The sequence below is a fragment of the Microbacterium sp. genome (genome assembly GCF_044508325.1).
Taxonomy (GTDB): Bacteria; Actinomycetota; Actinomycetes; order Actinomycetales; family Microbacteriaceae; genus Microbacterium.
In genome coordinates this window covers 103376-117124 of record NZ_JBIQHX010000005.1, presented here as the reverse complement: position 1 = coordinate 117124, position 13749 = coordinate 103376, and the positions used below count along the sequence as shown (strand labels likewise).

Sequence of the window (13749 nt, the reverse complement as noted above, 5' to 3'; positions counted from 1 at the left end):
CAACAGAACGCCCGTTCCCTGTTGTGCAGTCACATGACCGGATCAGACCCCGGAACTAGTGTCGGTCTCATACCGTCCCGATGATGAGGAGTGGCATGTCGATGTCGTTCAAGGAGCGCCGCGCCGCGCTCGTCGCGCTCGGTCCCGACCTGGAGCCTTCGATGGTGGCCGGAACGATCGCCATCGCCGCGCCCGAGATCGATCCGGCGATCTATGACGGCGTCGACGTCACGAAAGACGTCTCCTACGGCACCCATGAGCGCCAGGTGCTGGACGTCTACTCCCGCCACGGGGACAAGGGCTCGGGCCGTCCCGTCCTCGTCTACGTGCACGGCGGCGGCTTCGTGCGCGGCGCCAAGGACTCCGACCAGACTCCGTACTTCGCAAACCTCGGGTCCTGGGCCGTCCAGCAGGGGTGGGTGGGCGTCACGATGAACTATCGACTGGCGCCCGAGTTCGGATTCCCGGCGGGCGCAGAGGATGTCGCCGCGGTCATCACCTGGGTTGTGGACAACATCGCAGCGTACGGCGGAGACCCGTCGAAGATCTTCCTCTGCGGACAGTCCGCAGGGTCGATGCACGTCGCCGACTACGTCGTGGGGCACGCCGGCTACGGCCCGCACGGCCGGGCACTGGCGGGTGCGGCGATCGTGTCATGCCTCTACGACGTCGGCCGTGCCTCCCGGAAGGATCTGCACTTCGCGTACTGGGGCGAGGACACCTCCACGTGGGCGCAGCGAGCGACCCTGCAGGGCCTGATCGACACCGACCTGCCGCTGCTGTGCACCGTCAGCGAGTTCGACGAGCCCGAGTTCCAGGACCACGCGTCGCAGTTCGTCGCCGAGTGGTTCGCGCAGAAGAACACCTTCGCGCCGCTGCATCTGCTCTATGGGCAGAACCACCTCACCCCGGTCTACGCGATCGGATCCCCGTGGGACGCCCTGGGCCCGTTGCTGACCCGGTTCGTCGACGCCAACGCGTGACGTCGGTCACCGATTGACGAACGTGTCGATGTCTGCGCCCGAGATCAACCCTGCGGATTACGAGGCGGCTCTGGCCGACATCCGGATCCGACTCGGGGACGATGCCGTCCTCACCGGCGAGGCCGCCCACGAGTTCCGCGATCCGTACGATCCGCTGGACGAGAGCCACTACCCCGCGGCGGTCGTGCAGCCGTCGACCGTCGAAGAAGTGCAGGCCGTCGTGCGCGCGGCCGCACGCCACGGGGTGCCGCTGTGGACCAGCAGCCAGGGACGCAACAACGGCTACGGCGGCTCCGCGCCGGTCATCGGCGGAACCATCGTGGTGAACCTGCGCCGGATGGACCGCATCGAGATCGACGAGGAACTGGGCCTGGCCGTCGTCGAGCCCGGCGTGCGGTTCTTCGACCTCGTGGAAGAGCTGCGCCGCCGCGGCAACCGCTGGTGGACCTCCGCCCCCAGCCTGGGCTGGGGCTCCGTACTGGGCAACACCGCTGATCACGGCTTCGGCTACACCGAGTACGGAGACCACGCCGCGCACGTGCCGGCCTTGGAAGTCGTGCTGCCGGACGGATCGCTGCTGCGGACCGGCATGTGGGCTTCATCCGCCAGCCGGGCACCGCATCCGCGCGGCTTCGGACCGAACGTGACGCCGCTGTTCCTGCAGTCGAACCTCGGGATCGTCACGAAGCTCGCGCGTCCGCTCACGCCGAGACCGGAGGTGTACGCCCCGCTCACGATCAAGGCACCCGCCGCCGCCGACGTGGGGCCGCTCGTGGACGCGATGCGCATCCTCACCACCGAGGGCACGATCACGAACATCCCCAACCTCACCACAGCGCTCGGTGCCGCGGCAATGCGCAAGCCGCGCGATGAGTGGTACGACGGCGGGGTCCCCATCCCGGATGACGTGTACCAGCAGATGTGCGAAGAGCTGGCACTCGGGTGGTGGAACTGCGTCGCGGCGCTGTACGGTCCGGCCGCTGTCGTCCAGGCGCGTCTGGCGCGCGTGCGCGAGGTGGTCCGAGAGCATGTTCCCGACGCCGAAGTGACGGTCAAGATGATCTCGGGCAGCGAGATCGACGACGAGATCGAGTCGCTCACGCATCGGGAAGCACTCCAGGCAGGCCGACCGAGCCTGGTCATGCTGGAGACCGCGAAGTGGCGCGGCGAAGACGGCGGGCACCTCGAGATCTCACCGATCGGCCGCGCGACCGCCCAAGACGTCCAGCGGATGATCGAGATCCTGCGGCCCGTCGTGGAAGCCGAGGGCTATGACTTCTGGCCGAGCCTGTACGTCATCAAGCGCTCGATGATGTTCCTCTGCGTGCTCAACTACGACCGGTTCGACCCGGAGAGCATCGCCGCGGCGTACCGCGTCGCCCGCAGGGCCTACCCGGCGCTCGCGAAGGCCGGGTACCTGCCCTACCGCGGCAACATCCGGGTCATGGACATGATGCAGGACCAGTTCGACTGGAATGACCACGCGATCCGCCGCTTCACCGAGCTGCTCAAGGATGCCCTCGATCCGGCCGGTGTGCTGTCTCCGGGAAAGCAGGGCATCTGGCCGGAGCGCTTCCGCTCGCTGCGGCAGAGCGACTGATCAGCCCCTCCCACACAGAAAAGGACTCCGTGCAATGACGACCGACCTGTCCGCCGTCCTCCCCGACGGCTCCGACCGCACCGCATTCTCCGAGACCGTCGCCGCCCTCCGCGAGCTCTTGGGGGCGGATGCTGTGCGCACCGACGGCATCGAGGAGTTCCGTGACCCCTACGACTGGCCCGAGTGGGACACCCACTGGCCATCGGCGGTGGTCCAGCCCGGCTCGGTCGAAGACGTGCAGGGAATCGTGCGCATCGCCGCGGAGCACGGCGTCCCGGTCTGGGCTCACAGCCAGGGCAAGAACAACGGCTACGGCGGCGGGGCGCCTCGGGTCCGCGGCTCGATCACCGTCAACTTCCGGCGCATGAACCGGATCCTCGAGATCAACGAGGAGCTCGGCTATGTGGTCGTCGAACCCGGCGTCACGTTCTATGAGCTCGTCGACGCCCTGCGCGAACGAGGTGGCAGCTGGTGGCCGTCGACTCCCGACCTCGGGTGGGGCTCGGTCGTCGGCAACACCGTCGACCACGGAGTCGGATACACGGAGTTCGGCGACCATGCCGCCGCGGCCAGCGGCCTCGAGGTCGTGCTCCCCGATGGCTCCCTGCTGCGCACGGGAATGTGGGCGTCCTCCACCAGCAGGGCCGCGCATGTTCACCCGCGTGGTTTCGGACCCAGCGTGGAGTCGCTGTTCATGCAGTCCAACCTCGGCATCGTCACCAAGCTCGGCCGGCGCCTGAGCCCCGCTCCGGAGCTGTTCGCCCCGGTGCGGTTCCGCGTCTGGGAGGATGCCGACCTGGTGCCCCTGATCGACGCCGCCCGCACGCTGATGCTCGAAGGCACCATCACCAACATCCCGGTGATCGGGGGCATCCTCGGCACCGCGGCGATGCGCGCGCCGCGCAAGGCCTGGTTCGACGGCCCGATCACCGAGGCCGACTATCGGCGGGTGATGAAGGAGCTCGGCATGGGGTGGTGGAACCTCCGTGCCGCACTCTACGGTCCCCGCCGGATCGTGGAGGCGAAGATCCAGCGCGTCCGGGAGGTCCTCCTCGAAGCAGTGCCGGACGGCGAGTTCACGGCGCTGCCCACGCCGGGGGACCAGGTGTCGGAAGACACCCTTCCTCTGCACCCCGACCGCGTCCAGGCCGGCCGGCCCAGCCAGTCCCTGCTGAAATCGGTCGAGTGGTGGGGACCGGACGGCGGGCATCTCGAGCTCTCGCCGATCGGCAGGAACACGGGTGCGGAGGCGGCACACATCGGCCGACTCCTGCGGGAGGAGATGGAAGCTGCCGGCTTCGACTTCTGGCCGAGCATCTGCCTGTTCCCCCGCTCGATCGTGTACCTGGGCGTCATCAACTTCGATCACTCGGATCCCGAGCGCATCCAGGCCGCGTACGACCTGTACGAGTCAGCCATTCGACGACTGGGGGCGCAGGGCTACCCGATGTACCGCGGACACCTCCGGGGGATGGACGCCAACCAGGACCAGTTCGACTGGAACGATCACGCCTATCGACGCTTCGTCGAGCGGCTCAAGGACACGCTCGATCCCGCGGGCATCCTCGCGCCCGGAAAGCAGGGCATCTGGCCGGCGGCATATCGCGACCGGGAGTGACGCGACCGAAGGCGGCCGGTCGCGATCAGGCGATCGGCCGCTCCAGTGGCGAGAAGAGCTGCCCCGAGCTGAAGACGAGGGGCAGCTCTCCCTCGCGCAGGTCGAGATGCTCGACCTCGGCGATGAACAGGGTGTGGTCGCCGGCCTTGTGCCGATCGACGATGCGACAGCCGAGGCGGCCGATCGCGTCGGGGACGAAGGGATGACCTTCGACCCACTCGAACTGCGGGGCTGCGACATCCGTGGGCTTGCCTGCGAAGCGGATCGCCACGTCCTTCTGACGATGTCCCAGGATGCTCACGGAGTATCGCTCGTTCGCGGCGAGGTGGCCGTGCGTGCGCGTGTGCTCGCCGACCGACACCAGGATCAGCGGCGGGTCCAGTGAGACGGAGACGAATCCGTTCGCGGTCATGCCGTGCACCACTCCGTCAGCGGAGCAGGTGGTGATGACGGTGACGCCCGACGGGAACTTGCCGGCGACGGATCGGAACTGGCGCGAGTCGACAGGGCTCATGGGTGGCTGTTCACATCGTCGTTGGAGATGAGATCCGGCGCTGTCCAGCCCTGCAGGTCGTAATCGCTCATCGCATTCTCGACGAGCTCCTCCAGTGATGCCATCGTGCCGTCGGCGAGGGCCGTGCGATGGGTCGACATGAAGTGCACGTCCTCCTGACCCAGGTAGTTCTGCTCATACAGGTCGTGACGGCCGCCGAACTCGCTGCCCACGGCGTCCCAGAGCATCTTCATGATGCGGGACCGGTCGATGGCGGACTTGCCGTTCGACCCGCGCAGATAGCGATCCAGGGTGGGACGCAGCTCCGGGACATCGAAGTCCTTCGCGATCGAGTTCAGGTAGATCAGGCCCGATCCCGTGAACTTCTCGGCGAGCTCACGGCTGCGTCGCTGCAGGGACGGGCCGATCGCGGCCGAGGCCGACGCATAGACCGGGTTCGGCTCGACCGAGCCCCCCGGTCCGGGGATCGCATGCTCCACCATGCCGGCGCGCAGTCCGTTCAAGACGTTGCGGTTGACGAGCATCTCGCCGAGGGCGACGGTGGCGAACCTCTCCTGCTGCGTCCCGACCACCTCCAGCGCCTGATTCATCAGCCCCGCGAGGAAGCCCAGCTTCGTCGACAGGCGCACGTTCGCCTGCAGGATGCCGCGACCGGTCCACCGACTGTCGCGGATGAAGGAGAAGATCTTCTTCTCGTCGTAGATGAGCACGTTCTCCCACGGGATCAGGGCTTCATCGAAGACCAGGATGGCATCGTTCTCATCGAGTCGGCTGGACAGCGGGTAGTCGAACGGCGAGGACGTGCGCGCCGCGGTCTCTTCGTACGAGGCACGGGCGACGAGCTTGACCCCGGGAGCGTCCAGCGGCGCCACGAACATCAGCGCGAAGGCCTTGTCGGCCACCTCGACCCGCGTGTGCCCGACCAGCACGTACTGCGCGATCGGCGCCCCCGTGGCGACGACCTTGGCGCCGCTGACGATGATGCCGGCGTCGGTCTCGCGCTCGACGTGCACGAACACATCGCGCACCTCCTCGACGGGCCGACCGCGGTCGACGGGCGGGTTGGCGATGGCGTGGGCGAAGAAGAGCACGTTCTCCTGCGCCCGGCGGTACCAGAGGCGGGCGTTGTCGGCGAACTCGCCGAAGTACTCCGGGTCCTGACCGAGACTGGTCAGCAGTGCCGCCTTGTAATCGGGCGTCCGGCCCATCCAGCCGAACACGAGTTCCTGCCAGGTCTGGATCGCCGTGATGTTGTCGCGCAGGTCCTGCTGGGATCGCGCGACCCGGAAGAAGGGATGCGTGAGACCCCCGCTTCCGGTGTCGGTGGGCTTGAGCATCCGATCGGCGGTGGCCGGATCGCGGAATGCGCCGTACAGACGCGCCATCGAGCGCGCGGAGTTGCGGAAGGCGGGGTGTGCGGTCACGTCGGCGACACGCTCCCCGTAGAGCCACACCTCCCTGCCGTCGCGGATGGACTCGAGGTACTCGTCCGCGGTCTGGGGCAGTGTGCGCGTGCCGGATTGCGGGGCTGCGGTCTGCTCGACGGTCACTCTGTTCCTCCCGGACGTCGAGCGCTCGCTCGACTCTTTACACAAAGCTAGGTTCCGCAGAGCACTGATTCCACGGCAACGACCCCAACGGCTCCGCGGCCCGTTGTTCAAGATGCATAATTGAGGCTTCGGGCTCCAGACGCGAAAGGAGCAATTCGATGGTCGACAGGATCGACGAGGTCCTCGCGCGAGTGCCCGCGACGAAGCGGTCTGCCGCACTCAATGACGCCCGCACGATGGATGCGCTGACAGAAGGGCTCGAACCCCGCCTGGTCGACTGGGCGCTCTCGGTCGCGCACGGGGCCAGCGAGGAGGCGTACGGCGATGTGTCTCCCGCGCGCTACGAGAATCTGGCCGAGCCGATCGGCAAGTCGATCGAGTCGATCTCGATCAATCTGATCCGGTTCCTGGTCGCCGGGCGCGACAGCGCCGCGAGCGTGCGGGTCAGCCGCGCGCAGCGCGACTCCACGCTGCAGGCCGTGCACATGCACATCCCGCTGGAGCGGATCGTGCGGGGCATGCGGGCGTTGGACCACCGGTGGCGTCGTGCGTTCATCGAGATCGTCGTGGGTTCCTGGGACCGCGCCGACACGATCGAGCTGCTGAGCGGCATCGACCGCTCGCTGTCGATCTATTTCGGCGCGCTCATCGACCAGAACGCGCAGATCTACACGGACGAGCATGAGCGTCTGCGCGAGCAGCGCGTCGTCAGTCAGCGACAGGTGCTGGAGCGGCTGATCGGCGGCGCGCCCGTCGACGACGAGGCGATCGCCGACGTCCTGGGGATCCGGCCCGACCAGGAGCACACCGGACTGGTCGTCTCCCCCGCTGACCTGGTCGAACCCGGCGGCGCGCCGTTGGACTTCGCCGGATTCCGGCGGGCTGTGACCGAGCGCTTCGCCCACTGCGTCGTGACCGCGGTGCCGGTCGATCAGGACACCATGTGGATCCTCGTGACCAGCCCGCACCCGCTCGGTCCGGACGTCGCCGATCGACTCGCCGACATCATCGCCGACCGCCGCGACGCCCTCGTCTCGATCGGCCTGAGCGCCCCTGGCACGACCGGTCTTCGCACCACGCTGGTCACGGCGAGGGCGGCCCACGGGCTCAATCGCCTCTCCCGGAGGATCGGGCCGCTCGTCTCGTTCGCCGGTGACGGCCTTCTGGCACTCGCGGCGCAGTCGCCCGACCTGGCGCGACTGTTCGTCCAGCGGGAGATCGGGCCGCTTCTGGAGCCGGACGCCCTCATGGACGAACTGCGCACCACGCTGGAGACCGTCATCCGCGTGAGCGGCAGCCTGGTGCGGGCATCCGAGATCCTCTACGTGCACCGGAACACGATCGCCTACCGGCTCAAGCGCGCCGAGCAGATCCTCGGGCGCAACCCGCTGGAGCGGCCGGTCGAGACCCGGGTGGCCCTCCTCCTCGCCGCGCACCTGTAGCGGGGGGCCCCTATCCGAGCACCGGCAGGACGAGGCGGGACGGAGTGGCTCCGCCGAAGTGGATGATCTGCGGCCCCTCGTTCACATAGGCGGTGTGAGCCTTCTGGAGCAGATGGTCCGGGTAGCGGAAGACGTCGACGCCCTGGATGACGAGGACGAGGGACTCACCCGCTGCGAAGTGGGTTCCTTGCGGGAGGATCTCGACTTCTACCCTCGTCGGCCCATCCGGTTCGAGCGGAAGTCGTCGCTCGTGCTTCAGAACGGGGAGATACGGCAGCGATCGGTCCTCGTCCTTCTCGCGCGCCGAGACACGGAGCCATCCGAGAGCGGCAGCGCCGTCTTCGAACAGCGCGTAGTAGGGGAAGCCGACCGTCGACCCGTCTGCGCGCTGCTTGAACACCGCGAGGAAGAGATCCATGTCCGACGCCTCCGGCGCCTCGACCCACAGTTCCGCCTGAGCGTGCCCGACGAGATCGGTGTCCTCCGTGAAGGTGTGGCGGAATGTCGCACGATGCGCACCCAGGCCGCTCGCGAGTCCGTCGTAGACGGACGTGCCGTGTTCGGAGGGTGCTTCCGGCGCGAGGAGCCCGTCGGCGGCGAGATAGAATTCGGTGTACTCGACATTCGGCAACGGCCAGGACGACGCTTCGAGGCGGCGGCCGTCGTAGTAGTCGTTGCGCACCTCGACGGTCACCGGCGCCCAGTCGTCGACCTCGTTCGGGATGCCTTTGAGGAAGCGGTCGAAGAATGCCTTCTGCTTCGCGACATTCTCCGCGAGGTAGTACTCCGCCCACTTCTTGCGGCCGTGGACGAAGAGCCACTTCTGCGGGGAGGAGATGCGGCGGAACCCCTCGAGCGTGCCGCGCGTGTGCAGTCCGTGGTCCGTCCAGGAAGCGGTCACGAAGGCGGGAACCTCGATCTGCTCGAGCTGTGACGCCTTCGACGCCCAGTAGTCATCGAAGAAGGGGTGCTCGTGATACTCCGCCTCGAGATCCTCGATCAGCGTGCCCGGCGCGGTCGCGCCCCATCGGTCCCAGATGTACGGCCAGAAGAAGGTCTCCGGGATGCCGCCGTGGTAGGCGACCTCGCGGTAGGTGTCGGTCCACCCCTCCCAGGGATTGATGCACGTCAGGTGGGGTGGCTTGAGTTCGGCGACCCGCCATTGCGAGACCGTGAGGTAGGACACACCCGAGAGTCCGACCTTCCCCGTGCACCAGGGCTGGGTCCCGATCCACTCGATGAGGTCGTAGTAGTCCTCGGCTTCTTCCGGCGCCATGAAGTGCGCCGGACCGGTGGAGTGCCACAGGCCCGTCATGTCGGCGGCGATGACCGCGTAGCCCTGCGAGACCCAGTACGGCGGATCGGGCGCCTCGAAGGACACAAGGTCGGAGAGTTGATCATCGCGGACACCCGAGCGCGGGAATCGCGTTCCGATCGGTGACGGGTTGGCCTTCCCATACGGAGACCACGAGGCGATCGCCGGTGCGGGCCGCCCGTCGGCGGGAAGGAACACGTCGGCCCAGATGACCTTGCCCGAGCGCGTGGGAACCGGTGTGTCGCGGTGAACGATCAGCTCGCCGACCCGCTCGATGCGAGGAGCCGGGCGCTGCGGCCCACCCCGCTCGGCGATGGAGTTCCTCAGCGTGCGGTAACGGTACTCGAATGGCGCCATCGACTCGGCCACCTTCCTTGTCGGATCTAGTCGAGGATGATCGCGCTGGCGGCCGGCATCGCGAACTCGTGCACCTCACCCAGGTACTTCTCCTGCACCTGGACGCGGGACGAGTCGGGGATGTTGGCCATGACGGTCGTACCGGCAGCGGTCTCCACCGCCAGACGGTAGGCATCCCCGAGGTAGCTGGAGGCGGTCACGGTGCCCCGGAATGTCGCCTGCGGCACCGAGCTGCGCGCGTCTGCGGCGAAGACGACATCCGCCGCGCGGAACGCGATCTGGGCGCCCGTCCAGGATCGGATCTGGTCGCCGCTGAGGTGGAAGGACCCCCCGCCGGCGACATCGACGCGGCCCGCGTCGGCATCGATCCCGGTGACCGTGAAGATGTTGTCGAAACCCACGAAGTCCGCGACCCATGCGGTGCGGGGCTGGGCGAAGATCTCGTGCGGGGTCCCGGACTGCTCGATCTTCCCCTTGTTCATCACCACCACGTGGTCGGAGATCGCGAGCGCCTCCTCCTGGTCGTGCGTGACGTACACCGAGGAATAGCCGAACTCGTCATGCAGCCGGCGGATCTCGGTCCGCATGGCCAGCCGCAGTCGCGCATCGAGATTGGACAGAGGCTCGTCGAACAGAAGCAGGCCCGAGGCCGACACGAGCCCTCGGGCGAGCGCGACGCGCTGCTGCTGCCCACCCGAGAGCTCGTGCGGATACCGATTCCCCAGTCCGGCCAGCCCGACGGCATCCAGCGCTTCTCCCGCCCGCTGCGCGGCTGCGCGGCCCTTGATGCCGCGCAGCCGGAGCGGATACGAGATGTTGCCCAGAACCGTGCGGTTCGGCCAGAGCGCATAGCTTTGGAAGACCATCCCGAGCTTGCGCTTGTTCGGCGGCAGGAACGTGCCGGCGGTGACATCGACGAAGACCTCGTCACCGAACTGGACGCGTCCGGCGTCGGGCACCTCGAGCCCGGCGAGGCATCGAAGCGTCGTCGTCTTGCCGCAGCCCGAGGGGCCCAGCAGTGTCGTGAAGGAGCCCTCGTTCAGCGAGAGCGTGATGTCCTCCACGGCGATGCTGCCGCCCGGGTAGTGCTTGGCGATGCCTTCGATTTCCAGTGAACGCATTCCTGCGCCTCTCCGATCAGTGGATCCGTCGCCGGATCCGGTCCCAAAGACCGATCTCAGGACTTGAAGATCGTCTTGAACATTTCGATGTAGCCGGGACGAACCTCGTCGACGATCTGGGAGGGAACGATCTCCTTCAGGTTCGCCTTCTCCCAGTTGGTCCACGGCGCCTCGGGGTCGGCCCCCTCCGTGTTCAGCGGCGCGAGACCCGCGGCACCCAGGGCGGTCTGAGCCGTGAGCGTGTTCAGCCACTCCAGGTACAGCTTGCCGACGTTCGGGCGAGGCGCACCTTCCAGCAGCAGCTGCTTGTGGGTGACGACGTAGTTGTCCTCCTCCATCAGACGGAACTCCACCGGGGCCCCGGACCGCTGGGCTCCCACCACGGCCGACGAGGGTGCGGCGAACATGAACGGCGCCTCCCCCTGCATCAGCGAGGCGATCGCGTCGCCGTAGGTGCCCTTCACGACCACGTTGCCGGCGAGGTTCTCGATGTCCTCATCGGTGAACGCGCCGTTCTGCGAGAGGTAGATGGGCGCATCCTGCGAGGGACCGGGCAGGTTCGGGTCGCCCATGAGCACGAGGTCCTGGTACTCCGGCCCGGTCAGGTCGGCCCACGTCGTGGGGTGCAGGTCGCCCGCACGCGGCAGGAACACGCCGTAGCCGAAGAATCCCACGAACGGCGACGTGAACTTGTGGTTCGGGTCGATGAGCTGGTCGGCACTGGAGGACAGTGCCTCCGGCACCGTCATGCCGACGACCTCGTACTCCTGCGCGAACTCCACGTACTGCTGCCCGTTGGGGTTGTGCAGCACGTCGGTCACATGGTTGCCGGACTGCATCTCGGACTGCAGCTGGGTGATCAGCGGCGCACCGATGAGCGACGCCGAGGTCACCGTGATGCCGGGGAACGTCTTCTCGAACGCCTCCCATGTCCCGGCCATGTCGTCAGCCAGGCCGGAGATGATGCTGAGTTCGTTCTCGCCCGCAGCCTGTGCGGCCTCGTAGAGCTCGGTGATCCGCTGCGCGGCCTCCTCCGAGATCTGCTCGGCTTCGGGATCCAGGTAGTACTCGCTCGTGTTCCCCGTCGGGTCGCCGTCCGGCTGCGCAGGGTCTGAGCTGCCGCAGCCGGTGAGGGCGAGCATCACCGACGCCGCGAGGGCGAGGCCGGCAAGTGGCTTCGTGGTCTTCATGCAGTTCTCCTTATGGTGTTTTCTGGGTGCTGGGCGCACGGGACGCGAGCCGATGAAGCTTGCGGACCCGGGCGCGTTTGGGTCGGGTGAGGACCGCGCCGGTCCAATCAGGATCCGTGCTCTCGGCCACAGGGCGGCGTCTGCTGGTGCGACGGCTCAGCAGACGCTTGATCAGCTCGATGGCCCCGGCGATGACCAGCACCTCTGCGACGAAGAGGACGAACGAGGTCGCCGCGAGCGAGAAGTTGCCTGCGAGGTAGTCGTCGTAGACCTTGATGGCAAGCATGGGCGAGCGGCGTTCGCCCAGCAGCATGGGGATCGCGAGGGTCCCGGAGGCCACGACGAAGCACAGCAGCCACCCGTTGAGCGCACTGGGCAGCAGCAGGCGGAAGACCACCGCGAACAGCGCGCGGGCGCGGCTGGATCCCGAGACACGCGTTGCTTCCTCGAGTTCCGCGGGAATCTGCACGATCGCGCCCGCGATGGTGCGGCTGGCCAGCGGGACGACGGCGATGAAGAGCGCGAGCATCAGCAGGATCGGCGAACCGTAGAGGCCCTTCCACGGTCCGAGCAGGACGACGGTGATGATGCCGAGCGCCAGGAGCAGGCCGGGGACGACGAACGGCAGCATCTGACTCGCGTCGAGCAGGTTGGCCAATCGACCGGGTCGCAGCTTCACGGCCCACAGAATGATGATCACCGCGATGATGCCGGCGGCCGCGGCGGCCGCGGCGACCGCCGCCGTCTGCAGGAACATGTTGACGTGGGCCTGGCTGCTGAGGATGGTCTCGAACCATTTCGTCGTCAGCCCCGCCTGCGGGTCGAAGATCATCGACAGATCGGTCGGATGCCAGCCGAAGTACGGCGAGAACGACACCACCAGGAGCTGGAACAGCGGCAGGCCGACGGCGACCAGCGCGTACACGATCGTAATCAGGAGGACGGGGAGGCGCCATGCGCCCAGCGCCCACTGTCCCTGGCGGGCACCCTTGCCGGTCACGGTCGTGAACCGGCGGCGACCCTGCAGCCTCCGCTCGAGGATGAGGAGGGCGACGAGGATCACCAGCAGCACCAATGAGACGGCACTCGCCTGGCCATAGAACGGGTTGCGTGCGTCATTGAGGTAGCGGTAGACCTCGGTGGGCAGCACATAGATGTCCGCGGGCACACCGAGCACGATGGGCACGTCGAACGCCTCCATGCCCGCCACCGTCGAGATCACCAGGACCGCGGTGATCGCCGGCATCAGGACCGGGATCTGCGTGCCGAAGAACGTGCGCACCGGCCCCGCTCCCGACACCCGGGCCGCTTCCTCCAAGGACCGGTCCATCGAGGAGAACGGCCCGACGAGGATCAGGTACATGAACGCCGCTGCCCGGAAGGTCGACACGACGAGCAGGCCGCCCCACGATTCGATGTCGATCGGACCCGATCCCCACTGGTATCCCTCGGCGAAACCCGTCGCGATGCCGCGGATCCACACGTTCAGCAGCCCGACCGTCTCGTTGCCGAGCATCGACCACGTCAATGCATAGAACAGGGGCGGGACGGCGACCATGATCGCCATGGTCATCGTGATCAGCCACTTCGCCAGAGCGTTGGTGCGCGTGACGAGGGTTGCGAAGAAGATCGCGATGAGGATGCCGGGAACGACCGAGCCCACGGTGAGCAGCACCGTGTTCCACAGCGTCTCCCAGGTGCCCGGGCTGGTGAAGACCTCGACGAACGGCTCGATCGACCACGTGCCTGCCTGCGGACCCTCGGTGAACGGCGAGGTGCGGAATGCCCCGACGAAGACGGCGACGGCGGGCGAGACGAACAGCAGGAGCGCGACGATCCCGATCAGGATCTGGATGTTGCGCTCCGGACGGAGGTTCCATGACCGGCGGATGCGCACGAGAAAGCCCCCGGGCTGCTCCCGTGTCATCGGCGCGTCATTCGGCATCCATGCCTCCTCGTCGAGGTGCCGCTGAGTGAAGAAGCGCACCGCGGGTCAGCAGCGCGCCTGATCATTCTCATCGGTCGCACCTGATGACTCACTGGCCCCCGAACACAACCA

General features: G+C 67.4%; 10 protein-coding genes. 4 read left to right on the top strand and 6 right to left on the bottom strand.

Annotation, left to right across the window (positions count from 1 at the left end; genetic code table 11):
* Window positions 1-95 precede the first annotated feature (95 nt).
* From ACIWQI_RS06095 to ACIWQI_RS06085, 3 genes are read left to right on the top strand one after another with little or no spacing between them, the layout of a single operon-like run.
* Window positions 96-983 carry an alpha/beta hydrolase gene (locus ACIWQI_RS06095; protein ID WP_396656245.1) on the top strand — a complete coding sequence of 296 codons (888 nt, stop codon included), beginning with the start codon at window positions 96-98 and terminating at the stop codon, window positions 981-983.
* Window positions 984-1011: 28 nt separating this feature from the next.
* The gene (locus ACIWQI_RS06090) at window positions 1012-2583 is read left to right on the top strand and encodes an FAD-dependent oxidoreductase (protein ID WP_396656244.1); all 1572 of its coding nucleotides are present in this window, start codon (window positions 1012-1014) and stop codon (window positions 2581-2583) included.
* Between the two features lie 34 nt (window positions 2584-2617).
* Entirely contained in the window at window positions 2618-4201 is a 1584-nt protein-coding gene (locus ACIWQI_RS06085) for an FAD-binding oxidoreductase (protein WP_396656243.1), read from the top strand.
* 25 nt (window positions 4202-4226) lie between these two features.
* Here ACIWQI_RS06085 and ACIWQI_RS06080 read toward each other — a convergent pair whose 3' ends face one another.
* On the bottom strand, window positions 4227-4715 hold the full coding sequence (locus ACIWQI_RS06080; RefSeq protein WP_396656242.1) for a flavin reductase family protein: 489 nt from the start codon (window positions 4713-4715) through the stop codon (window positions 4227-4229).
* Entirely contained in the window at window positions 4712-6265 is a 1554-nt protein-coding gene (locus ACIWQI_RS06075) for a 4-hydroxyphenylacetate 3-hydroxylase N-terminal domain-containing protein (RefSeq protein WP_396656241.1), read from the bottom strand. The genes ACIWQI_RS06080 and ACIWQI_RS06075 overlap by 4 nt, the downstream gene beginning before the upstream one ends.
* A gap of 158 nt (window positions 6266-6423) precedes the next feature.
* Between ACIWQI_RS06075 and ACIWQI_RS06070 the strand changes: the two genes are divergently transcribed.
* The gene (locus tag ACIWQI_RS06070) at window positions 6424-7707 is read left to right on the top strand and encodes a PucR family transcriptional regulator (RefSeq protein WP_396656240.1); all 1284 of its coding nucleotides are present in this window, start codon (window positions 6424-6426) and stop codon (window positions 7705-7707) included.
* 10 nt (window positions 7708-7717) lie between these two features.
* On the opposite strand, the gene ACIWQI_RS06065 is transcribed toward ACIWQI_RS06070, so the two are convergent.
* Genes ACIWQI_RS06065 through ACIWQI_RS06050 form a run of 4 tightly spaced genes read right to left on the bottom strand, consistent with a single transcriptional unit; the run spans window position 7718 to window position 13635 of the window.
* Window positions 7718-9379, bottom strand: coding sequence for a CocE/NonD family hydrolase (locus ACIWQI_RS06065; protein ID WP_396656239.1), 1662 nt, complete (start codon window positions 9377-9379; stop codon window positions 7718-7720).
* Between the two features lie 26 nt (window positions 9380-9405).
* Window positions 9406-10500: an ABC transporter ATP-binding protein gene (locus ACIWQI_RS06060; protein ID WP_396656237.1), complete on the bottom strand. Its 1095-nt coding sequence runs from the start codon at window positions 10498-10500 to the stop codon at window positions 9406-9408.
* 56 nt (window positions 10501-10556) lie between these two features.
* Entirely contained in the window at window positions 10557-11690 is a 1134-nt protein-coding gene (locus tag ACIWQI_RS06055; protein ID WP_396656236.1) for an ABC transporter substrate-binding protein, read from the bottom strand.
* 10 nt (window positions 11691-11700) lie between these two features.
* Window positions 11701-13635, bottom strand: coding sequence for an ABC transporter permease (locus ACIWQI_RS06050; RefSeq protein ID WP_396656235.1), 1935 nt, complete (start codon window positions 13633-13635; stop codon window positions 11701-11703).
* Window positions 13636-13749 lie beyond the last annotated feature (114 nt).

Excerpts from the sequence above, each read along its gene's own strand:
- ACIWQI_RS06095 (WP_396656245.1), top strand. The coding sequence starts at position 96 with ATGTCGATGTCGTTCAAGGAGCGCCGCGCCGCGCTCGTCGCGCTCGGT.
- ACIWQI_RS06090 (WP_396656244.1), top strand. The coding sequence starts at position 1,012 with ATGTCTGCGCCCGAGATCAACCCTGCGGATTACGAGGCGGCTCTGGCC.
- ACIWQI_RS06085 (WP_396656243.1), top strand. The coding sequence starts at position 2,618 with ATGACGACCGACCTGTCCGCCGTCCTCCCCGACGGCTCCGACCGCACC.
- ACIWQI_RS06080 (WP_396656242.1), bottom strand. The coding sequence starts at position 4,715 with ATGAGCCCTGTCGACTCGCGCCAGTTCCGATCCGTCGCCGGCAAGTTC.
- ACIWQI_RS06070 (WP_396656240.1), top strand. The coding sequence starts at position 6,424 with ATGGTCGACAGGATCGACGAGGTCCTCGCGCGAGTGCCCGCGACGAAG.
- ACIWQI_RS06065 (WP_396656239.1), bottom strand. The coding sequence starts at position 9,379 with ATGGCGCCATTCGAGTACCGTTACCGCACGCTGAGGAACTCCATCGCC.
- ACIWQI_RS06060 (WP_396656237.1), bottom strand. The coding sequence starts at position 10,500 with ATGCGTTCACTGGAAATCGAAGGCATCGCCAAGCACTACCCGGGCGGC.
- ACIWQI_RS06055 (WP_396656236.1), bottom strand. The coding sequence starts at position 11,690 with ATGAAGACCACGAAGCCACTTGCCGGCCTCGCCCTCGCGGCGTCGGTG.
- ACIWQI_RS06050 (WP_396656235.1), bottom strand. The coding sequence starts at position 13,635 with ATGCCGAATGACGCGCCGATGACACGGGAGCAGCCCGGGGGCTTTCTC.